The sequence below is a fragment of the Janthinobacterium aquaticum genome, assembly GCF_009208565.1.
Taxonomy (GTDB): domain Bacteria; phylum Pseudomonadota; class Gammaproteobacteria; order Burkholderiales; family Burkholderiaceae_D; genus Janthinobacterium.
On sequence record NZ_WFLK01000009.1, the window covers coordinates 18945 to 37243 of the forward strand.

General features: G+C 60.5%; 14 protein-coding genes. 12 read left to right on the forward strand and 2 right to left on the reverse strand.

The window, feature by feature from the left end; all coding sequences use genetic code 11:
* Nucleotides 1–61: 61 nt before the first annotated feature.
* From GCM43_RS15015 to dsbD, 3 genes are all read left to right on the forward strand, one after another.
* Nucleotides 62–1039, forward strand: coding sequence for a DNA-directed RNA polymerase subunit alpha (locus tag GCM43_RS15015; RefSeq protein WP_038496995.1), 978 nt, complete (start codon nt 62–64; stop codon nt 1037–1039).
* Nucleotides 1040–1169: 130 nt separating this feature from the next.
* Nucleotides 1170–1562 carry a 50S ribosomal protein L17 gene (rplQ, locus tag GCM43_RS15020; protein ID WP_152245654.1) on the forward strand — a complete coding sequence of 131 codons (393 nt, stop codon included), beginning with the start codon at nt 1170–1172 and terminating at the stop codon, nt 1560–1562.
* 157 nt (nt 1563–1719) lie between these two features.
* Nucleotides 1720–3663, forward strand: coding sequence for a protein-disulfide reductase DsbD (dsbD, locus tag GCM43_RS15025; RefSeq protein WP_152245656.1), 1944 nt, complete (start codon nt 1720–1722; stop codon nt 3661–3663).
* Nucleotides 3664–3760: 97 nt separating this feature from the next.
* On the opposite strand, the gene GCM43_RS15030 is transcribed toward dsbD, so the two are convergent.
* Nucleotides 3761–4279, reverse strand: a complete 519-nt coding sequence (locus GCM43_RS15030; protein ID WP_193315629.1) for a Spy/CpxP family protein refolding chaperone — start codon at nt 4277–4279, stop codon at nt 3761–3763.
* Nucleotides 4280–4463: 184 nt separating this feature from the next.
* On the opposite strand from GCM43_RS15030, the gene GCM43_RS15035 reads away from it, so the two are divergent.
* The 5 genes from GCM43_RS15035 (at nt 4464) to GCM43_RS15055 (ending at nt 12077) form a co-directional block, all read left to right on the forward strand.
* The gene (locus tag GCM43_RS15035; protein WP_152245660.1) at nt 4464–5192 is read left to right on the forward strand and encodes a response regulator; all 729 of its coding nucleotides are present in this window, start codon (nt 4464–4466) and stop codon (nt 5190–5192) included.
* Nucleotides 5189–6544, forward strand: a complete 1356-nt coding sequence (locus tag GCM43_RS15040; RefSeq protein ID WP_152245662.1) for an ATP-binding protein — start codon at nt 5189–5191, stop codon at nt 6542–6544. Before GCM43_RS15035 ends, GCM43_RS15040 begins: the two co-directional genes overlap by 4 nt.
* Nucleotides 6545–6630: 86 nt before the next feature.
* Nucleotides 6631–7815 (forward strand): efflux RND transporter periplasmic adaptor subunit, encoded by a 1185-nt coding sequence (locus GCM43_RS15045; protein WP_152245664.1) that lies wholly within the window; start codon nt 6631–6633, stop codon nt 7813–7815.
* Nucleotides 7812–10910 carry an efflux RND transporter permease subunit gene (locus GCM43_RS15050; RefSeq protein WP_152245666.1) on the forward strand — a complete coding sequence of 1033 codons (3099 nt, stop codon included), beginning with the start codon at nt 7812–7814 and terminating at the stop codon, nt 10908–10910. The genes GCM43_RS15045 and GCM43_RS15050 overlap by 4 nt, the downstream gene beginning before the upstream one ends.
* 336 nt (nt 10911–11246) lie before the next feature.
* Nucleotides 11247–12077 carry a hypothetical protein gene (locus GCM43_RS15055; protein WP_152245668.1) on the forward strand — a complete coding sequence of 277 codons (831 nt, stop codon included), beginning with the start codon at nt 11247–11249 and terminating at the stop codon, nt 12075–12077.
* Between the two features lie 42 nt (nt 12078–12119).
* Here GCM43_RS15055 and yihA read toward each other — a convergent pair whose 3' ends face one another.
* Nucleotides 12120–12860, reverse strand: coding sequence for a ribosome biogenesis GTP-binding protein YihA/YsxC (gene yihA, locus GCM43_RS15060; RefSeq protein ID WP_152245670.1), 741 nt, complete (start codon nt 12858–12860; stop codon nt 12120–12122).
* 197 nt (nt 12861–13057) lie between these two features.
* Here yihA and GCM43_RS15065 point away from each other — a divergent pair, with 197 nt between their 5' ends.
* The 4 genes from GCM43_RS15065 to msrP all read left to right on the forward strand — a co-directional run bounded on the left by GCM43_RS15065 (nt 13058) and on the right by msrP (nt 18297).
* Nucleotides 13058–13753 carry a c-type cytochrome gene (locus GCM43_RS15065; protein ID WP_152245672.1) on the forward strand — a complete coding sequence of 232 codons (696 nt, stop codon included), beginning with the start codon at nt 13058–13060 and terminating at the stop codon, nt 13751–13753.
* A gap of 182 nt (nt 13754–13935) precedes the next feature.
* Nucleotides 13936–16050 (forward strand): cytochrome c biogenesis protein ResB, encoded by a 2115-nt coding sequence (locus tag GCM43_RS15070; RefSeq protein ID WP_152245674.1) that lies wholly within the window; start codon nt 13936–13938, stop codon nt 16048–16050.
* A gap of 33 nt (nt 16051–16083) precedes the next feature.
* Nucleotides 16084–17235: a c-type cytochrome biogenesis protein CcsB gene (gene ccsB / locus GCM43_RS15075; RefSeq protein WP_152245676.1), complete on the forward strand. Its 1152-nt coding sequence runs from the start codon at nt 16084–16086 to the stop codon at nt 17233–17235.
* Nucleotides 17236–17319: 84 nt separating this feature from the next.
* Complete coding sequence (gene msrP, locus GCM43_RS15080) at nt 17320–18297, forward strand: protein-methionine-sulfoxide reductase catalytic subunit MsrP (protein ID WP_152245678.1); 978 nt, start codon at nt 17320–17322, stop codon at nt 18295–18297.
* The last annotated feature ends 2 nt before the right edge of the window (nt 18298–18299 follow it).

Sequence of the window (18299 nt, forward strand, 5' to 3'; positions counted from 1 at the left end):
TTACCAATATGCCATCAGCCTTATCGGTGTAATGAGCCGAGGGTATTGAAAAGGACATTTCATGCAAAACAGTTTGTTGAAGCCACGTATTATCGATGTTGAAGCGCTCGGCGCAGGTCACGCCAAGGTCGTGATGGAGCCGTTTGAGCGTGGCTATGGCCACACATTGGGTAATGCGCTGCGCCGCGTACTGCTGTCGTCGATGGTGGGCTATGCGCCGACCGAAGTGACGATCGCAGGTGTTGTACACGAATATTCGTCGCTCGATGGCGTGCAGGAAGACGTCGTCGATCTGCTGCTGAACCTGAAGGGCGTGGTCTTCAAGGTCCACAACCGTGACTCCGTCACGCTGACCCTGAAAAAGGAAGGCGAAGGCGCCATCCTGGCATCCGATATCGACCTGCCGCACGACGTTGAACTGATTAACCCTGATCACGTGATCGCCCACCTGACCGCTGGTGGCAAGCTGGACATGCAGATCAAGGTTGAAAAAGGCCGCGGCTATGTGCCGGGCAACGTGCGCCGCCTGTCGGAAGACACCAACAAGACCATCGGCCGCATCATTCTGGACGCATCGTTCTCGCCAGTACGCCGTGTGTCGTACTCGGTTGAGTCGGCTCGCGTTGAACAGCGTACCGACCTGGACAAGCTGATCATCAACATCGAAACCAACGGCGTGATCTCGCCGGAAGAAGCGATCCGTCAATCGGCACGCGTGCTGGTCGACCAGTTGAATGTGTTCGCTGCCCTGGAAGGCACGGAAGCTGCTGCCGAAGCGCCATCGCGCGCTCCGCTGGTCGATCCGATCCTGCTGCGTCCAGTCGATGATCTGGAGTTGACCGTGCGTTCGGCTAACTGCCTGAAAGCGGAAAACATCTATTACATCGGCGACCTGATCCAGCGTTCGGAAAACGAGCTGCTGAAAACGCCAAATCTGGGCCGCAAGTCCCTGAACGAAATCAAGGAAGTGCTGGCGTCGCGCGGCCTGACCTTGGGCATGAAGCTGGAAAACTGGCCGCCTGCTGGCCTGGAAAAGTAATTTGTAGTGGTAGCAAACTGCCTGGGACAGGTGTCCCAGGCTTTTATTTTGAAGTACCAAACCGGTCCGCGATGCAGCATTTGCCGCATCGATCGAAGAACTGGATTTAAACTCACCGAAAGGATTTACCATGCGTCACGGTCACGGCCTCCGTAAACTGAATCGTACCTCGTCCCACCGTCTGGCTATGCTGCGCAACATGACAGTATCGCTGCTGCGTCACGAAGCGATCAAGACCACCCTGCCAAAAGCAAAAGAACTGCGCCGCGTTGTCGAGCCAATTCTGACCCTGGGCAAAACCGACACCCTGGCAAACAAGCGTCTGGCTTTCAGCCGTCTGCGCGACCGTGAAATGGTCGTCAAACTGTTCGCTGAACTGGGCCCACGTTTCGCCAACCGTAACGGCGGCTACGTGCGTATCCTGAAAATGGGTTTCCGCGTAGGCGATAACGCTCCGATGGCTTTCGTGGAACTGATGGATCGTCCAGAAACCACCGAAGCAGTTGAAGTCGCTGGCGAGTAATCGCGGCAACTGCACGATGAAAAGCCAGGCTCTGCCTGGCTTTTTTGTTTTCTGCTGCAGCTAAAAGTTCTGCGGTGTACTATTCTGCTTTCGCGCCGCGCCCGCATTAGCACCGAGCACCGCGCGTCTCTCAGTCGAATGGCAGAAAAGGTAGTTCATGTCCCGTTTCCCCTCCCGCGCCAGCGCGCGCTCCGCTTCACTACAGCAGTTGATCTTCTTCCTGGCCAGTTGCATGCTGCTGGTCATGGCCGTGTTTGGCGCCGGCGCCGCGCGCGCCGATGACGAGTTTCTCGATCCTGAAGTGGCGTTCAAGTTTTCGGCCCGCATGCAGGATCCGGCCACCATCGCCGTGACCTATGTGATTGCCGATGGCTACTATATGTACCATGAGCGCTTCAAGTTCGAGGCGACCGGCGCCACGCTGGGCACGCCCGTCTTCCCGAAAGGCAAGGTCAAGTTCGATGAAACGTTCCAGAAGAATGTTGAAACGTTCCGTCATACGCTGACCATTACCATTCCGGTACAGGCCAGCGGCGCCTTTACGCTCAAGTCGACCGGCCAGGGCTGCTCCGACAAGGGCCTGTGCTATGCGCCGCAGGACGCCACCATCAAACTGGTGGGCGCCGGTGGCCAGAGCGTGGCGCCAGGCGCTGCCGCCTCGAAATTTGCGCTGCCGGCGGCGCCGGCCGTCGATACGCCCGCCATCAATGGCCCGCAGGCGCAGGCTTCGCCTGGCGTGTCGGTAATCAGCATTCCACAACCCGATATCACCAGTACGCCCGATGCGGCGCCGGCGGCGCCAGTGGCTGCAACGGCAGCACCAACGGCTGCGCCCGGCAGTGAAATGGGCAAGATCGAGTCGGCATTGAAAGGCGGCAAGCTGCTGGTGATCGTGCCGCTGTTTATGTTGCTGGGCCTGGGCCTGGCTTTTACGCCATGCGTGCTGCCGATGGTGCCGATCCTGTCGTCGATTATCGTCGGCGACGGCGCCAAGGTCAGCCGTTCGCGCGGCCTGCTGCTGTCGCTGACCTATGCGCTGGGCATGGCAATCGTCTATACGGCGCTGGGCGTGGCCGCAGGGCTGGCTGGTGAAGGGCTGGCGGCCAAGCTGCAAAACCCGTGGGTGCTGGGCTTTTTTGCGCTGCTGATGGCGGTGCTGTCGCTGTCGATGTTTGGTTTTTACGAGCTGCAGGTGCCGTCCTTCCTGCAGGGCAAGCTCACTTCGGTATCGAACCAGCAGTCGTCGGGCCGCCTGGCCGGCGTGTTTGTAATGGGCGCCATCTCGGCCCTGATCGTCGGTCCTTGCGTAGCCGCGCCGCTGGCTGGCGCCTTGCTTTATATCAGCCAGACGCGCGACGTGGTGATTGGCGGCAGCGCGCTGTTTGCGATGGCGGTCGGCATGAGCGTGCCTTTGATACTGGTTGGCGTCTCGGCTGGCACCCTGTTGCCGCGCGCCGGCATGTGGATGGAATCGGTCAAGCGCTTCTTTGGCGTGCTGCTGCTGGGCGTGGCCTGGTGGCTGGTCTCGCCGGTGCTGCCAGGTGCGGTGCAGATGCTTGGCTGGACGGTACTGCTGATCGGCTATGGCATGTATCTGCTGGCGGGCAACAGCAAGAACGGCTGGGTGGCCAAGGCCTTCGGCCTGGCTTTCGCCGTGCTGGGCGCCATGCAGCTGGTGGGCGTGGCCAGTGGCGGGCGCGATCCGCTGGCGCCGCTGGCACACCTGGGCGGTGCACCGGTACATGCGCAGCAATTTACGCGCATCAAGACCACCGCTCAACTGGACGCAGCGCTGGCGCAGTTGAACGGCAAGCCGGCGCTGCTGGACTTTTATGCCGACTGGTGCGTTTCGTGCAAAGAAATGGAAAAGCTGACCTTCGTGGCGCCGGCCGTGCGCGACAAGATGGCCCAGGCCGTGCTGCTGCAGGTCGATGTGACGGCCAACGATGCCGACGACAAGGCCATGCTCAAGCGTTTCGGCCTGTTCGGCCCGCCAGGCATTATCATGTTCAACCCGCAAGGCCAGGAGATTACCCATTCGCGCGTGATCGGTTTCCAGAATGCGGAAACCTTCCTGGCGTCGCTGGCGAAATTGCAATAAACCGTAGGTCGGATTAGCGGGGCGAGGCCCCGCGTAATCCGACAAATGCAAGGGTCAACAATGTTGTCGGATTACGGCCCGAAGGGCCTAATCCGACCTACGCTTTCGGTGCGTCGCGGTGGCCGCCATGCTTGCCGCCGGGCACGCTGTCATCAAACACCTTCTGTTGTTCCGGCGTCAGTACCGCGTAGAAAGTTTTCAGCGAACCCAGGCGCGCTTCCTGGCCGGCAATGCGCTCTTTGGACATCGCGATCCACTGCTCCATCCGTTGTGGCGCAGACAGCTTGGCAAATGCTTCGCGTTTGGCCTTCCAGTCGCTGGCCGGTTTTTTCGGCGCGTTAGCGGCGGTGAAGGTGGCCCAGGCCGGTTCTTGCGCTGCCGTCAGTTTCAGCTTGTCATGCAGGCGCGCCTGGTATTTGGCCATGCGTTCGGCAGGATTGCCGCGCATCGGCTTGTGGCCGTCGCCGCGGTGGCCTTCATGCGGGGCTACTGCCTTGGCGCCCGGCGCCGGTGCGCTGCTATCTTGGGCTTGCGCACCGAAAGTGGCGGCGCCGAGCGCGAGGGCGCTGACGGCGATCAGCAGGTTTTTGCGCATGGTATTGATTGTGGTGTTCATGGTGCTTCCTTTCAGGTTGTGAGAGATGTACATCGCTGCACATGAATCCATGTTGGACGCGCCATGTTTCTCCGAAGTGTCCGCTGTCCGACAGTTTGTATCGATATGTTTCTTTGCCCAAGCTATATACAAGACGATACAAATGCGCTGTGCAGCGCTGGCCGAAGTGCGGATAATTCAATCTATGGAACCTACTTCTACTATTCTGATCGTCGACGACGACCGCGATATCCGCAGCCTGCTGGCGGATTACCTGGAAACGAACGCCTACCGCACGCTTGACGCGGCCGATGGCGCCGCCATGTGGAAGGTGCTCGATGAAAACCGGCCCGACTTGATCGTGCTCGACCTGAACCTGCCCGGCGACGACGGCCTGACGCTGTGCCGCAAGCTGCGCGCGCAATCAAGCGTGCCGGTCATTATGCTGACGGCGCGCAATGAACCGCTCGACCGCATCCTGGGCCTGGAGATGGGTGCCGACGATTACTTGCCCAAGCCGTTCGAGCCGCGTGAATTGCTGGCGCGCATACGCAGCGTGCTGCGCCGCAGCCATGCAATGCCGTCCAATTCGCCGTCCGATAAAGCCCAGCAGATCCGCTTTTCCGGCTGGACGCTCGACCTGACGGCGCGCCACCTGCTCAATCCGTCGGGCCTGGTGATCATGCTGTCGGGCGCCGAGTTCCGCCTGCTGCGCGTGTTCCTCGAACACCCGAATCGCGTGCTCAACCGCGATCAGCTGCTGAACCTGACGCAAGGGCGCGACGCCGATCCGTTCGACCGCTCGATCGATATCCAGATCAGCCGCCTGCGCCAGAAGCTGGGCGAAGATGCGCGCCTGCCGCAGATTATCAAGACCGTGCGCAATGGCGGCTATGTGCTGGCCGGCCAGGTCAACGTGGAGCCGCACGCGTGAAGGCTTTTCTCGGCTCGATGACCGGGCGCGTATTCATGGTGCTGCTGCTGGGCGTGGTGGCGTCGGCCGCGCTCACGCAATGGCTGGCCGTGGGCGAGCGCCAGCGCGCCATCGAACAGTACCGTGACTTTCACGCCGTCGAGCGCGCCGAGCAGCTGGTGATGGCCACCGACATGGTGCCGCTCGCTTCGCGCGCGGCCTACCTGAAAGTGGCCAACAAGGGCAGCGTGCGGCTCGAACTGCGCCCCGACACGCCACATACGCCAGGCAAGGCCACCGAGTTTTCCAGCGCGCTGCAAGCCAAGCTTGGCGACGCCTTTCGCGTCACGGCGCTGGCCGAGCGCCCGGAAGCCTGTGTCAAGCCGCGTGAAGGCGGCCTGTTCGCACCGAAGCCCTGGGGCGGTTACTGCGAGAACCTCGACGTGCACATGCAGGATGGCCACGTGCTGCGCCTGCTGATCCTGCCGCCGCGCCAGCAGCCGCCGTTTACCGAACACAACGACTGGATGACGCTGCTGCCATTTTTGATCAGCATTGCCATCCTGGCCTACCTGGTCACACGCATGACCATGCGCCCGCTCAAGCAGCTGGCGCAGGCCGCCAAGGACCTGGGCAACGATATCAACCATCCGCCACTGACCCTGTCGGGCGCCAGCGAGATCCGCCAGGCCGGCGCCGCCTTCAATGCGATGCAGGCGCGTATCCGCCAGCATATCTTCCAGCGCACGCAAATGCTCGCCGCCATTACGCACGACCTGCAGACGCCGCTGACGCGTTTGCGCTTGCGGCTGGAAAAGGTAGCCGATTCCGATCTGTATGATCGCCTGGTGGGCGACCTGTCGGCCATGCAAAGCATGGTCAAGGAAGGGCTGGACCTGGCCCGTTCGATGGACAGCACCGAAGCGATGCAGGCGCTCGACCTTGACTCGCTGCTCGACAGTGTCTGCTCGGATGCCGCCGACGCGGGCCAGAACGTGACCTTGAGCGGCCAGGCCGGCATGGCGCTGATGGGCCGGCCGATCGCCATGCGCCGCTGCCTGGTCAACCTGATCGATAACGCCGTCAAGTATGGCCAGTACGCCCATGTGACGGTCGAGCGCATCACCGGTGCAGCGCGCATCCGCATCCGCGATGGCGGTCCCGGCATTGCGCCGGACCAGCTGGCCAAGGTGTTCGAGCCCTTCTACCGGATTGAAACCTCGCGTTCGCGCGAATCGGGCGGCACGGGCCTGGGGCTGACGATTGCACGCAATATCGCCGAGCAGCACGGCGCCACGGTTTTGCTGTCCAACCATGTCGATGGCGGCCTGGAAGTAACCTTGATCGTGCCGCAATATTACGCAGGGAAATAGGGTTTTTCGTGAGACAATATCGGCCTTAATTCCTTACGGCAATTAATCCAACCTGACATTCCGCGTCGAGACCGCGTAACAGCATAATGAAAAAAACAAGCCTGGTAATCCTGGTGGGTGCAGCCCTGTGTATCGGTGGCGGCGCCTGGTATGTCTATCATCAACCGGCGGCCAGCGGTGCTGCCGGCACTGCCAGCCCTGGCGGCAAGGGCAAGGGGGGCCAGGCGCCGACCTCGGTCAGCGTGGTCAAGCCGCTGCGCCAGGATGTGCCCATCGTGCTGTCGGCCAACGGTAGCGTGACGCCGATCAGTAGTGTCGAATTGCGCCCGCAAACGACCAGCACCATTGCCAAGGTGCATATCCGCGAAGGCCAGTTCGTCAAGCAGGGCGAACTGTTGTTTACGCTCGACGCGCGCACCGAACATGCGAACGTGGAAAAAGCCCAGGCGCAGGTGCTGCGCGACCGCGCCTCGGTGGCCGATTACGAGCGCCAGCTCAAGCGCAATACCGATTTGCTGAGCAAGAATTTCATTGCCCAGGGTGCTGTCGACACGCTGCAAAGCCAGCTCGACGCTGCGCGCGCCGTGCTGGCGGCCGACCAGGCCGCCTTGCGCGCCGCCCAGGTCGATTCCAGCTATACCGTGCTGCGCGCCCCCCAGGCTGGCCGTGTGGGCGCCATCGGCGTGTATCCAGGCAGCCTGGTGCAGCCAACCACGGCGCTGACCACCATCACCCAGCTCGACCCGATCGATGTGGTGTTTACCTTGCCGGAAAGCAGCCTGTCGGGCCTGCTGGCGGCGCAAAAGGCGGGCAATGTGCTGGTCTCGGCGCTGCTGGCCGACGCCGGCGGCCAGCAGCTCGAGGGCAAACTGAGCTTTATCGACAATGCGGTGGACGCCACGTCCGGCGTGATTAAGGTCAAGGCGCGTTTCAATAATACGCAAACCGATTTGTGGCCAGGCCAGTACGTCAACACCCAGCTGACCGTGCGTACGCTCAAGGACGCGCTGGTGATTCCGCAAAACGCCATCATCACCACCACCAGCGGCACCATGGTCTATTCGATGGCGCCCGACCAGAGCGCCAGATCGCACAAGGTCACGCGCGTCTATGCATTTGGCGCCAACGCCGTGGTGACCGGTCTCAATGGCGACGAGCAGGTGATTGTTGACGGCAAGCAGAACCTGCGTCCGGGCAGCAAGGTGCGCCTGGCTGAAAAACGCAAGGGCGCTGACGGCGCGCCGGCCAGCGTGGCGGGCCCGGCAGCATGAACCTGTCAGAACTGAGTATCCGCCGCCCGGTGATGGTGGTGCTGTTGTCGATCAGCATCATCCTGGCCGGCGTGCTGGCCTACCTGCATATTCCGGTAGCGGCCCTGCCGAGCTATAACACGCCGGTCATCAACGTCAGCGCCGACCTGGCCGGCGCCAGTCCGGACACCATGGCCTCGTCGGTGGCCTTGCCGCTGGAAAAGCAGTTTTCTACCATTTCCGGCCTGAGCCTGATTACCTCGACCAGTACCTTGGGCAATACCTCGCTGACGCTGGAATTCGATTCGAGCATCAACGTCAACGAAGCGGCAGTCGATGTGCAGGCGGCGCTGTTGCGCGCGCAGCGCCAGTTGCCAACTGAAATGACCGACCTGCCGTCGTACCGCAAGGTCAATCCGGCCGATGCGCCGGTGCTGTTCATCCAGATGACGTCGCCGTCGCTGAACTTGTCGGACCTGAACGATTACGCGGAAAACCTGATTGCGCCCAGCCTGTCGACCCTGCCTGGCGTCGCGCAGGTGCAGGTCAATGGTCAGAAGCGCTTTGCCGTGCGCGTGCGTGCGCGCGCCGACCTGATGAATGCGCGCGACCTGACCATGGACGAACTGGCCGCTGCGCTGCGCGCCTCGAACACCAATTCGCCGCTCGGCATCCTCGACGGCCCCAGCCAGACGCTGACCATCCAGGGCAATCCGCAGATGATGAAGGCGGCCGATTTTGCCGACCTGATCGTGGCTACCCGCAACGGCCAGCCGGTGCGCCTGAAAGACGTGGCCATCGTGGAAGACAGCTTCCAGTCGATCAAGGCGGTGGGCAGCTTCAACGGCGAGCGCTCGATCAGCCTGATGGTGCAGCGCCAGCCCGACGCCAATACGGTGCAGGTGGTTGACGGCGTGCGCCGCCTGCTGCCGGGCTTCAAGGAACAGCTGCCGCAATCGATCCAGATCAGCCTGGTTAATGACCGCTCACTGTCGATCCGCGAAGCCATTCACGACGTCAACCTGACGCTGGCCCTGACGGTGGTGCTGGTGGTGCTGGTGATCTTTTTGTTCCTGCACCGTGCTGCCGCCACCTTTATTCCGGCCGTCACCATGCCCATTTCCCTGCTCGGTGCGCTGGCCCTGCTGTACTGGCTCGGCTACAGCCTGGACAATATTTCGTTGCTGGGCATTACGCTGGCCGTCGGCCTGGTGGTCGATGACGCCATCGTGGTGCTGGAAAACATCGTGCGCCATATCGAGATGGGCAAAAAACCCATCCAGGCGGCGCTGGTGGGAGCGAAGGAAATGGGCTTTACGATTATTTCCATTTCCGTTTCGCTGGTGGCGGTATTTATTCCGATCTTCTTTATGCCGGGCGTGATCGGTTTGCTGTTCCATGAATTTGCGGTGGTGGTGTCGCTGTCGATCCTGGTGTCGGCGGTGGTGTCGCTGACGCTGGTGCCGATGCTGGCCAGCCGTTTTCTGCCGGCCGGTGCACAGGACCACGACCATACACAGGAAAAAACCTTTATCGGCCGTCACTTCGAGGCCGGCTTCACGCGCCTGCGCAACGGTTATGTGCGCGTGCTCGACCTGGCGCTGGCGCACCGCACCATCGTGCTGCTCATTGCCGTGGGTACATTTGCACTGACGGTGATCCTGTATTCTTCCATCCCCAAGGGCTTTTTCCCCGAAGAAGACTTGGGCCAGATCCAGGTCAATACGGAAGCGTCGGAAGATATTTCCTCGGAAGCGCTGCAGGATCTGCAGGCGCGCATGGCGGCCGTGATCAAGGCCGACCCCAGTGTGCAGGATGTGACCTCGTTTACCGGCGGCGGCAATACCGGGCGCATGTTCCTGGTATTGAAGCCGCGCGAACAGCGTCCGAAAATGCCGGTGGTGCTGGAAAACCTGCGCCGCGCCACCAGCGCCGTGCCGGGCATGGCCGTGTATTTCCGTCCGGTGCAGAACTTGCAGTTGGGTGGGCGCCAGAGCAAGAGCCGCTACCAGTACACGCTGCAAAGCGTCAGTCCCGATGCACTCAATGACTGGGCCGAAAAGTTCCTGACCGGCATGCGCGCCGATCCGGCTTTCCGCGACGTCACCAGCGATTCGCAGATCAAGGGCCTGCAGGCATCGCTGAAGATCGACCGCGACAAGGCCAATATGCTGGGCGTGCAGATGTCCGATATCCGCACCGCCCTGTACAGCAACTTTGGCGAGCGCCAGGTCTCGACCATCTATTCCTCGGCTGCCAGCTACTATGTCATCCTGGAAGCGGCCACGCCGGATCGCCAGTACGACGATGCCCTCACGCGCGTATCGGTGCGCAGCAAGAGCGGCGAGCTGGTCAAGCTGTCGAGTATTGCCAGCGTGCAGCGCACCATCGGCCCGACGTCCGTCAACCACCAGGGCCAGCTGCAGGCCGTCACCATTGCCTTCAACCTGGCGCCGGACGTGCCCCTGGGCGTGGCCACCGGCAAGATCGATGTATTGAGCCGCGACATGAATCTGCCGGCCTCGATTATTACCCGCTATGGCGGCGATGCGGCCGTGTTCCAGGATTCGCAGGCCAGCCAGATTATCCTGATCATCGCCGCGCTGGGCGTGATCTATGTGTTGCTGGGCGTGCTGTATGAAAGCTATATTCATCCGCTGACGATCCTGGCCGGTCTGCCGTCGGCGGCGGTGGGGGCATTGATCACGCTGCGCCTGTTCGGCATGGACCTGACCATGATTGCGATTATCGGCATCCTGATGCTGATCGGCATCGTCAAGAAAAACGCCATCATGATGATCGACTTCGCCCTGCATGCGCAGCGCAACGAAGGGCTGGCGCCTGCCGAGGCAATACGCCAGGCGTGTATCCTGCGGTTCCGCCCGATCATGATGACCTCGGCGGCGGCGCTGATGGGTGCCTTGCCGATTGCGCTGGGCCTGGGCGCCGGCGCCGAGCTGCGCCAGCCGCTGGGCCTGGCGGTGGTCGGCGGCCTGCTGTTCTCGCAGGTTATTACGCTGTTTATCACGCCGGTGATCTACCTGTTTCTCGACAAATACAGTGGCACCGGTCCGATGACAGACGAGCAATTGATTGCGCGCGATAACAAGGCCTGAAGTACCTGAACTGACCGGCGGCGCGTTGTTTCAATAGAAACAGCGCGCCGTTTTTGTATGGATGCGATGTTGATCTGGTGATACATACAGTAACAACCATCAAGCGCTGCCTCGGTTACTCTGAGCTACTGCAAGAAATGTCGCTATCCTGTACGCTTTGTGTTTCAACGCTGCGGCAGGTGTTTCCAAATGACGGGTACTCTGGCACTATGGCTGCCCTGTCAGATCAATTTTGTTGCTATACAGAAAGCATGATTTATTTTGCATGACGCGACGCACCCGCTGGCTGGAAACTCGGACTATTGCCCAACTTGCGGGCAATTAATCCAGCCGCCATTGACCTACGGAACCCGGACCAGCAACCGCCGCAAGGCCGTGCTGGGCGTGTCGATCTTGCTGCACGTTCTGCTGGCAGCTTATATCCTGTTTCACAGCGACAAGATTGAAAAAATCATCGAGCCGAAAAAAGAAAGCGCGATGGTGTATATCGCGCCGATGAAAGACAAGCCGCAGCCCAAGCCCACACCGAAACCGACGCCCAAGCCCACCAAGGAAACCAAGGTGGCCAAGGTCAAGCCGCCGCCGTCGCCAAGCAAACCGGTGGTGACCAAACGCACGCCGGTCGAGCAGCCGAAGCAGGAAACATTTACACCACCGCTGGTGTCGAAAGTGCCGTTGCCGCCACCGCCGGCCGAAGACATGAGCGCCATGATCGAGCAGCGTCGCAAGCAACGCCAGGCGCAGCAGCCGGCGCAGCCGGCCGAGGAAAGCGAGAACGACCGCGCCATCCGCGTGGCGAAAGCCAATATCGCCGGCGCCCAGGGGCGCAACTCCGGCGCCGACAATGACGACTCGGGTGGCGTGTTCTCGATCGTCAACCAGACCTCGTTCAGCGCCGAAGTCAAGTTCAAGGGCTGGAACGGCAACTTCAAGCGCAACTGGCTCAAGCAGGAAAAAGTTGAAATTGGCAATGAGCCCGATATTGAATCGGCCATTATCAAGAAGATGATCCAGCTGATCCGCGCCGAGAAGCCGGGCGACTTCGTATGGGAATCGCGCCGCCTGGGCCGCAATGTCAATCTGTCGGCGCGGGTGGAAGATACGGCCGAACTGACCGCCTTTTTGCGCCAGGAGTTCTTCTCCGAGCGGCAGCGGCCACGGCGCTAAAAAAATGCCCGGTTTCAACCGGGAAACTATTTCGATACCGGATCAGCCGGGTTTGCCGTCTTCCGGCTCCACATCATCTTCCATCGCGATCAGTTCGCCCACCTGGGCGGCAGCGCCGTCTTCACTGATGCCGGCCAGTTCCATGATCTTGGCAGTCGCTTCGTCGATACCGACCCGCTTCAATGCCGAGAATAATTGCACGGTAAACGGGAAACCGACGCCATCTTCGTCGACATAGCTGTCGAGCTTGGCCTTGGCCTGGCGCAGCGCGTTGACCGATTCATTGCGGTTGAGCTTGTCGACCTTGGTCAGGATGCAGTGGATTGGCTTGCCTGTTGGTGCGAACCATTCCAACATCTGGATATCGAGGTCGGTAAACGGGCGGCGCGAATCCATAATCAGGATCAGGCCGGCCAGCTGTTCACGGCGCTGTACATAGTCGCCCAGCAGGCGCTGCCAGTGCAGCTTGGCCGAGCCCGACACTTCCGCATAGCCATAACCGGGCAAGTCGACCAGCAGGCATTCGATTTCCTCGACAATGGTGGCATCCTTGCGGTGCTGGCCCACATGGGCGCCGCCGATCGAGAAATAATTGATGTGCTGGGTGCGGCCAGGGGTCTTGGAGGCGAACGCCAGACCCTTCTGGTTGCACAGAATATTGATGGCGGTCGATTTACCGGCATTGGAGCGGCCGGCAAAAGCGATTTCCGGCACCGTGGTATCGGGCAGGTCACGCAGTTGATTGACGGTCGTAAAGAAACGGGCTTGCCAGAGTTTTGACATGGGAGTAGTAAAGCAAAGAAATGGAGCGAAAAGGGCGCAAGAAGGGAGCAATATCGCCAAAAAGCTATTGTACAATAAGGAGTTGTTAATTGTTGCCGGCGTAGCAGCGATGCGGCTTGCGGCCCTGAGAATAAAGCAAAAATCCCCAGGGTGCGGCAAGATCCACCACTAATTTCTCACTGTCTCAGGGTGCCTGAATGAATCGTGCTTTTTCACCGTTGATCCCCTCCGTGCTGCTTGCCTTGCTGGCCGTCACAGTCACTGCTTCCGCGGCGGAAGAACCGAAAACAGCAGCAGCGCATCCACCTGCCGCAGCCGTCAAGCCTGACGCCGGCAAGGGCGCCACCCTGTACGCCGACGGCGACGCCGCGCGCGGCCTGCCTGCCTGCGTCTCGTGCCATGGCGCGGCCGGCAATTCGACCATTACGGTCAATCCCAAGCTGGCCGGCCAGAGCGAACACTATCTGTACAAGCAACTGGTTGATTTCACCACGCCGCAGCGCAACCAGCCGGTGATGACTACTTACGCAAAAATGCTCAGCGACGCTGACAAGAAAAACGTTGCCGCTTACCTCAGCGCTCAGCAGGCCAAGCCGGGGGCCGCCAAGAACAAGGATACGATCGAACTGGGCAAGAAGATCTACCGTGGCGGTATTGCAGCCAAGCAAGTAGCGGCCTGTGCCAGCTGTCATGGCGCGGCGGGCAATGGCATTCCCGTGCAGTATCCGCGCATTGCCGGTCAACATCAGGATTACACGGTGGCCCAGCTGACCAGCTTTCGCAGCACCAAGGCCGATGCGCGCAAAAACAGCGCCGACATGCATACCATTGCCAGCCGCCTGTCGGACGATGAGATCGCCGCCGTTGCCGACTATATCGCCGGCCTGAAGTAAGTTTTCATAGCGGCAAGCGATTGCCGGGCACCTCGGTGCGTATCAGCCAGGGCGGCCTTGATCAGGGGCTGCCTTTTTTTATGGCAACGGCAAAACAGTAGTATGCTGCCGCCTGGCGCGCGCATGCTGCCTGCGTCCCTGGCCCTTTTTTAGATTGCACTTTTCTGTATGAGTTACCACGCATGAGTACCAGTACCACCGGCATCGAGCTGAACACCAGGCGTCGCCGCCTGGCCGAATTCGTCGAGCTGATTTCGTCGATGCGCTTTGCCATCAGCCTGCTGACGCTGATCGCGATTGCCTCCGTGATCGGCACCGTGCTCAAGCAAAATGAGCCCATGCCCAACTACATCAACCAGTTCGGCCCGTTCTGGTTTGGCGTGTTTGACAAACTGAGCCTGTATTCCGTGTATTCGGCCTGGTGGTTCCTGCTGATCATGGGTTTCCTGGTGACATCGACCACGCTGTGCATCGTGCGCAATGCGCCGAAGATGCTCAAGGACATGCGCAGCTGGCGCGAGAGCGTGCGCGAGCAGTCGCTGCGCAACTTCCACCACAAGGTCGAGTGGCAGGCCGCGCTGCCGCGCGCCATCCTGGCCCAGCAGATGGTGCTGCGCCTGAAGGACGCCGGTTACCAGGCCAAGATAGTGGAAAAGGACAACGCCACGCTGGTGGCGGCCAAGCGCGGCGCTGCCAACAAATGGGGCTATATCTTTGCCCACGGCGCGATCGTGATTATCTGTATCGGCGGCCTGCTCGATTCGGAAATGCCGATCCGCCTGCAGCAGTGGTTCCTGGGCAAGACGCCGTTTGCCGGCAGCGGCGTGATTGCCGAGATTCCGGCTCAGCACCGCCTCGGCCTGTCGAACCCTACCTTCCGCGGCAACACCATGATCCCGGAAGGCTCGACCAGCAGCACCGCCATTATTCCGCAGGCCGACGGCGTGCTGATCCAGGATCTGCCGATCACCATCCTGCTGAAAAAATTCCATATTGATTTTTATAGCACCGGCATGCCCAAGCTGTTTGCCAGCGATGTGGTGATTACCGACCACGAAACGGGCAAGAGTTTTCCTGCCACCATCAAGGTCAACCAGCCGCTGATCTACAACGGGCTGGCGCTGTACCAGTCGAGCTTTGAAGACGGCGGCAGCAAGCTCAAGCTGACAGGTTTTCCGATGGTGGGCAAGACCGACAAGCGCTTCGATATCGGCGGCGAAGTGGGCGGCAGCACGCCGCTCGAGCGCAGCGACGGCAATTCCTATACGGTTGAATGGTCGGGCTTCCGGCCATTTAACGTGGAAAACCTCAGCGCCGGCCAGGATGTGCGCGCCGTCAACAAGGCCGAGAGTTTCAACGAGAAATTTGCCGTCGGCCTCGACAAGCGCCTGGGATCGGCCGCCAAGAACGCCAACAACAAGGACCTGAAAAACGTCGGCCCGAGCGTGCAGTACAAGCTGCGCGACAAGACCGGCCAGGCGCGCGAGTACCAGAATTACATGCAGCCGATCACCGTCGATGGCGCTACCGTGTTTCTGGCTGGCATGCGCGTCAACCCGAGCGATGCCTTCAGCTTCCTGCGCATTCCGGCCGATGACAACTACAGCGTGAACGAATGGATGCGTCTGCGCGCCGCCTTGCAGGACCCTGAACTGCGCCAGCAGGCCGCCGTGCGTTATGCCCGGCGCGCCATGCCGCAGGACGGCGCCGAAGCCTTGCGCACCCAGTTGCAGGAATCGGCCGCCAAGAGCCTGGGCATTTTTGCCGGCAATGGCGGTGGCCAGGACGGCGGCTTTTTGGCCATTTCGCGCTTCCTGGAAAAAGTACCAACAGCCGAGCAGGAAAAGGCGGCCGATATCTTCATGAAGATATTGAACGGCAGCATGTGGGACCTGTGGCAGGCCGCGCGCGCCAAGTCGGGCTTGAAACCGGTTGAAGGCGATGAAAAGCATGGCCGCTTCCTGCAACTGGCCACCAACGCGCTGTCGGACAGCTTCTTCTATGGCGCGCCCGTGTATCTGCAGCTCGATGACTTTACGGAGATCAAGGCCTCCGTGCTGCAGGTGACACGCTCGCCGGGCAAGGGCGTGGTCTATCTGGGTTGCTTGTTCCTGGTGATCGGCGTCTTTGCCATGTTCTATATCCGCGAGCGTCGCCTGTGGGTGTGGATCAAGGATAGCGAGCCGGGCAGTGACAAGGATAGTACGGCCCTGATGGCCATGAGCACGCAGCGCAAGACGCTGGACTTTGAAAAAGAATTTGAAAATCTGAAGGCAAAGCTGCCGCAATCGGCGTAAGCTGCGCACAGTTTGAGCGGGATTGGAGAGAATATGGAATTATCGGAAAAGCAAATTTACACCCAAGAGCCGGGCTTTTTCAAGCGCCTGAACCTGGTCGACTGGATCTACGGCGCCGGCCTGCTGGCGGCAGCGCTGTACGCGCTGGTGCACTTCGGCCAATTCATGGATATCTATGAGAAAGCGATCCTGCTGGCCAGTGCGCCGACCTTTGCCTGGCTGGGCTGGTACTGGAAGCCGGTACGCTGGCTGATCCCCGTGTCAGCGGTGTTGTCGCTGTTTGCCATCGAGCTGTACAGCGGCCAACTGGACATGGCGAACCAGAAGTTTTTCCTCAAATACATGCTGTCGAGCCAGTCGGCGATACTGTGGATGGGCACCTTTTTTGTGCTCTCGACCGTGTTCTACTGGATCGGCCTGATCACGCGCTCCGACTTTGGCGCCTCGGTCGGCTCCAAGCTGTGCTGGGCCGGCGTGGTGCTGGGCCTGACGGGCATGCTGGTGCGCTGGTATGAATCGTATCTGATCGGCGCCGATGTCGGCCATATTCCGGTGTCGAACCTGTACGAAGTGTTTATCCTGTTTTCGATCATTACCGCCATGTTCTACCTGTATTACGAGCAGCACTATGCAACGCGCCAGCTGGGCGCTTTCGTGATGCTGGTGATCTCGGCGGCGGTGGTGTTCCTGCTGTGGTACACCGTCACGCGCGACGCGGCCGATATCCAGCCGCTGGTGCCGGCGCTGCAAAGCTGGTGGATGAAAATCCATGTGCCGGCCAACTTTATCGGTTATGGCACCTTCTCGCTGTCGGCCATGGTGGCCTCGGCCTACCTGCTCAAGTCGAGCGGTTACCTGGTCGACCGCCTGCCGTCGCTGGAAGTGCTTGACGATGTGATGTACAAGGCCATTTCGGTCGGCTTTGCCTTCTTTACGGTAGCCACCATCCTCGGTGCGCTGTGGGCGGCCGAAGCATGGGGCGGCTACTGGTCGTGGGATCCGAAGGAAACCTGGGCGCTGATCGTCTGGCTCAACTATGCCGCCTGGCTGCATATGCGCCTGATGACGGGCCTGCGTGGCCGCGTGGCGGCCTGGTGGGCGCTGGCCGGCTTGCTGGTCACCACGTTTGCCTTCCTGGGTGTCAATATGTTCCTCTCCGGACTGCATTCTTACGGGAAATTGTAGGATTTTCTGCATGACAGCAACGTCATGAACGGCTTTGGAAATCTGGTGTAAGGTACAGCTAACCACCACTTTTCCGGAGCCGCCATGTTGATCAAGCGCAGTCCCAACGGCATCGACCTGCCATTTTCTTCCGAAATCACGCCGCGCGACGTCTTCGAATCGCGCCGCAGCTTTATCCGCCAGATGGCAGTCGGCTCGATTGCCGGCGCCTCCCTGCTGGAAATGGCCAACCGCGAAGCATTCGCGCAAGGCAACCTGCCCAAACTGGCCGCCAAGGCCAACCCCGCCTTTGTAGCGCCGGACAAGCAGACCGCCTACAAGGACGCCACCACCTACAACAATTTCTACGAGTTCGGCACCGACAAGAGCGACCCGGCGCAAAACGCCGGCACCCTGCGCACGCGGCCGTGGACCGTCAGTATCGAAGGCGAAGTGAAAAAGCCGATGACACTCGATATCGATGCGCTGCTCAAACTGGCACCGCTCGAAGAGCGCGTCTACCGTTTGCGCTGCGTGGAAGGCTGGTCGATGGTGATTCCATGGATCGGTTATTCCTTCTCCGAGCTCATCAAGAAAGTCGAGCCGACCGGCAACGCCAAGTATGTGGAATTCATTACGCTGGACGACAAGAAGCAGATGCCGGGCATCAACAGCCGCATTATCCAATGGCCGTACACGGAAGGCCTGCGCATGGATGAAGCCAACCATCCGCTGACGCTGTTGACGCTGGGTATGTATGGCGAGACCTTGCCGAACCAGAATGGCGCGCCGGTGCGCATGGTGATGCCGTGGAAATATGGCTTCAAGTCGGGCAAGTCGATCGTCAAGATCCGCTTTGTGAAGGAACAGCCGCGTACCTCGTGGAGCGTGCTGGCGCCATCCGAATATGGTTTCTATGCCAACGTCAATCCCAACGTCGACCATCCGCGCTGGTCGCAGGCCAGCGAGCGCCGCATCGGCGAAGACGGCTTCCTGGCGCGCAAGCGCAAGACGCTGATGTTCAACGGCTATGACCAGGTGGCGCCGCTGTATGCCGGCATGGATCTGAAGAAATTTTATTAAGG

Bases quoted from the DNA above. Each gene is read 5' to 3' on its own strand.
- GCM43_RS15015 (WP_038496995.1), top strand. From the start codon at position 62: ATGCAAAACAGTTTGTTGAAGCCACGTATTATCGATGTTGAAGCGCTC.
- rplQ (WP_152245654.1), top strand. From the start codon at position 1,170: ATGCGTCACGGTCACGGCCTCCGTAAACTGAATCGTACCTCGTCCCAC.
- dsbD (WP_152245656.1), top strand. From the start codon at position 1,720: ATGTCCCGTTTCCCCTCCCGCGCCAGCGCGCGCTCCGCTTCACTACAG.
- GCM43_RS15030 (WP_193315629.1), bottom strand. From the start codon at position 4,279: ATGAACACCACAATCAATACCATGCGCAAAAACCTGCTGATCGCCGTC.
- GCM43_RS15035 (WP_152245660.1), top strand. From the start codon at position 4,464: ATGGAACCTACTTCTACTATTCTGATCGTCGACGACGACCGCGATATC.
- GCM43_RS15045 (WP_152245664.1), top strand. From the start codon at position 6,631: ATGAAAAAAACAAGCCTGGTAATCCTGGTGGGTGCAGCCCTGTGTATC.
- GCM43_RS15050 (WP_152245666.1), top strand. From the start codon at position 7,812: ATGAACCTGTCAGAACTGAGTATCCGCCGCCCGGTGATGGTGGTGCTG.
- yihA (WP_152245670.1), bottom strand. From the start codon at position 12,860: ATGTCAAAACTCTGGCAAGCCCGTTTCTTTACGACCGTCAATCAACTG.
- GCM43_RS15065 (WP_152245672.1), top strand. From the start codon at position 13,058: ATGAATCGTGCTTTTTCACCGTTGATCCCCTCCGTGCTGCTTGCCTTG.
- GCM43_RS15070 (WP_152245674.1), top strand. From the start codon at position 13,936: ATGAGTACCAGTACCACCGGCATCGAGCTGAACACCAGGCGTCGCCGC.
- ccsB (WP_152245676.1), top strand. From the start codon at position 16,084: ATGGAATTATCGGAAAAGCAAATTTACACCCAAGAGCCGGGCTTTTTC.
- msrP (WP_152245678.1), top strand. From the start codon at position 17,320: ATGTTGATCAAGCGCAGTCCCAACGGCATCGACCTGCCATTTTCTTCC.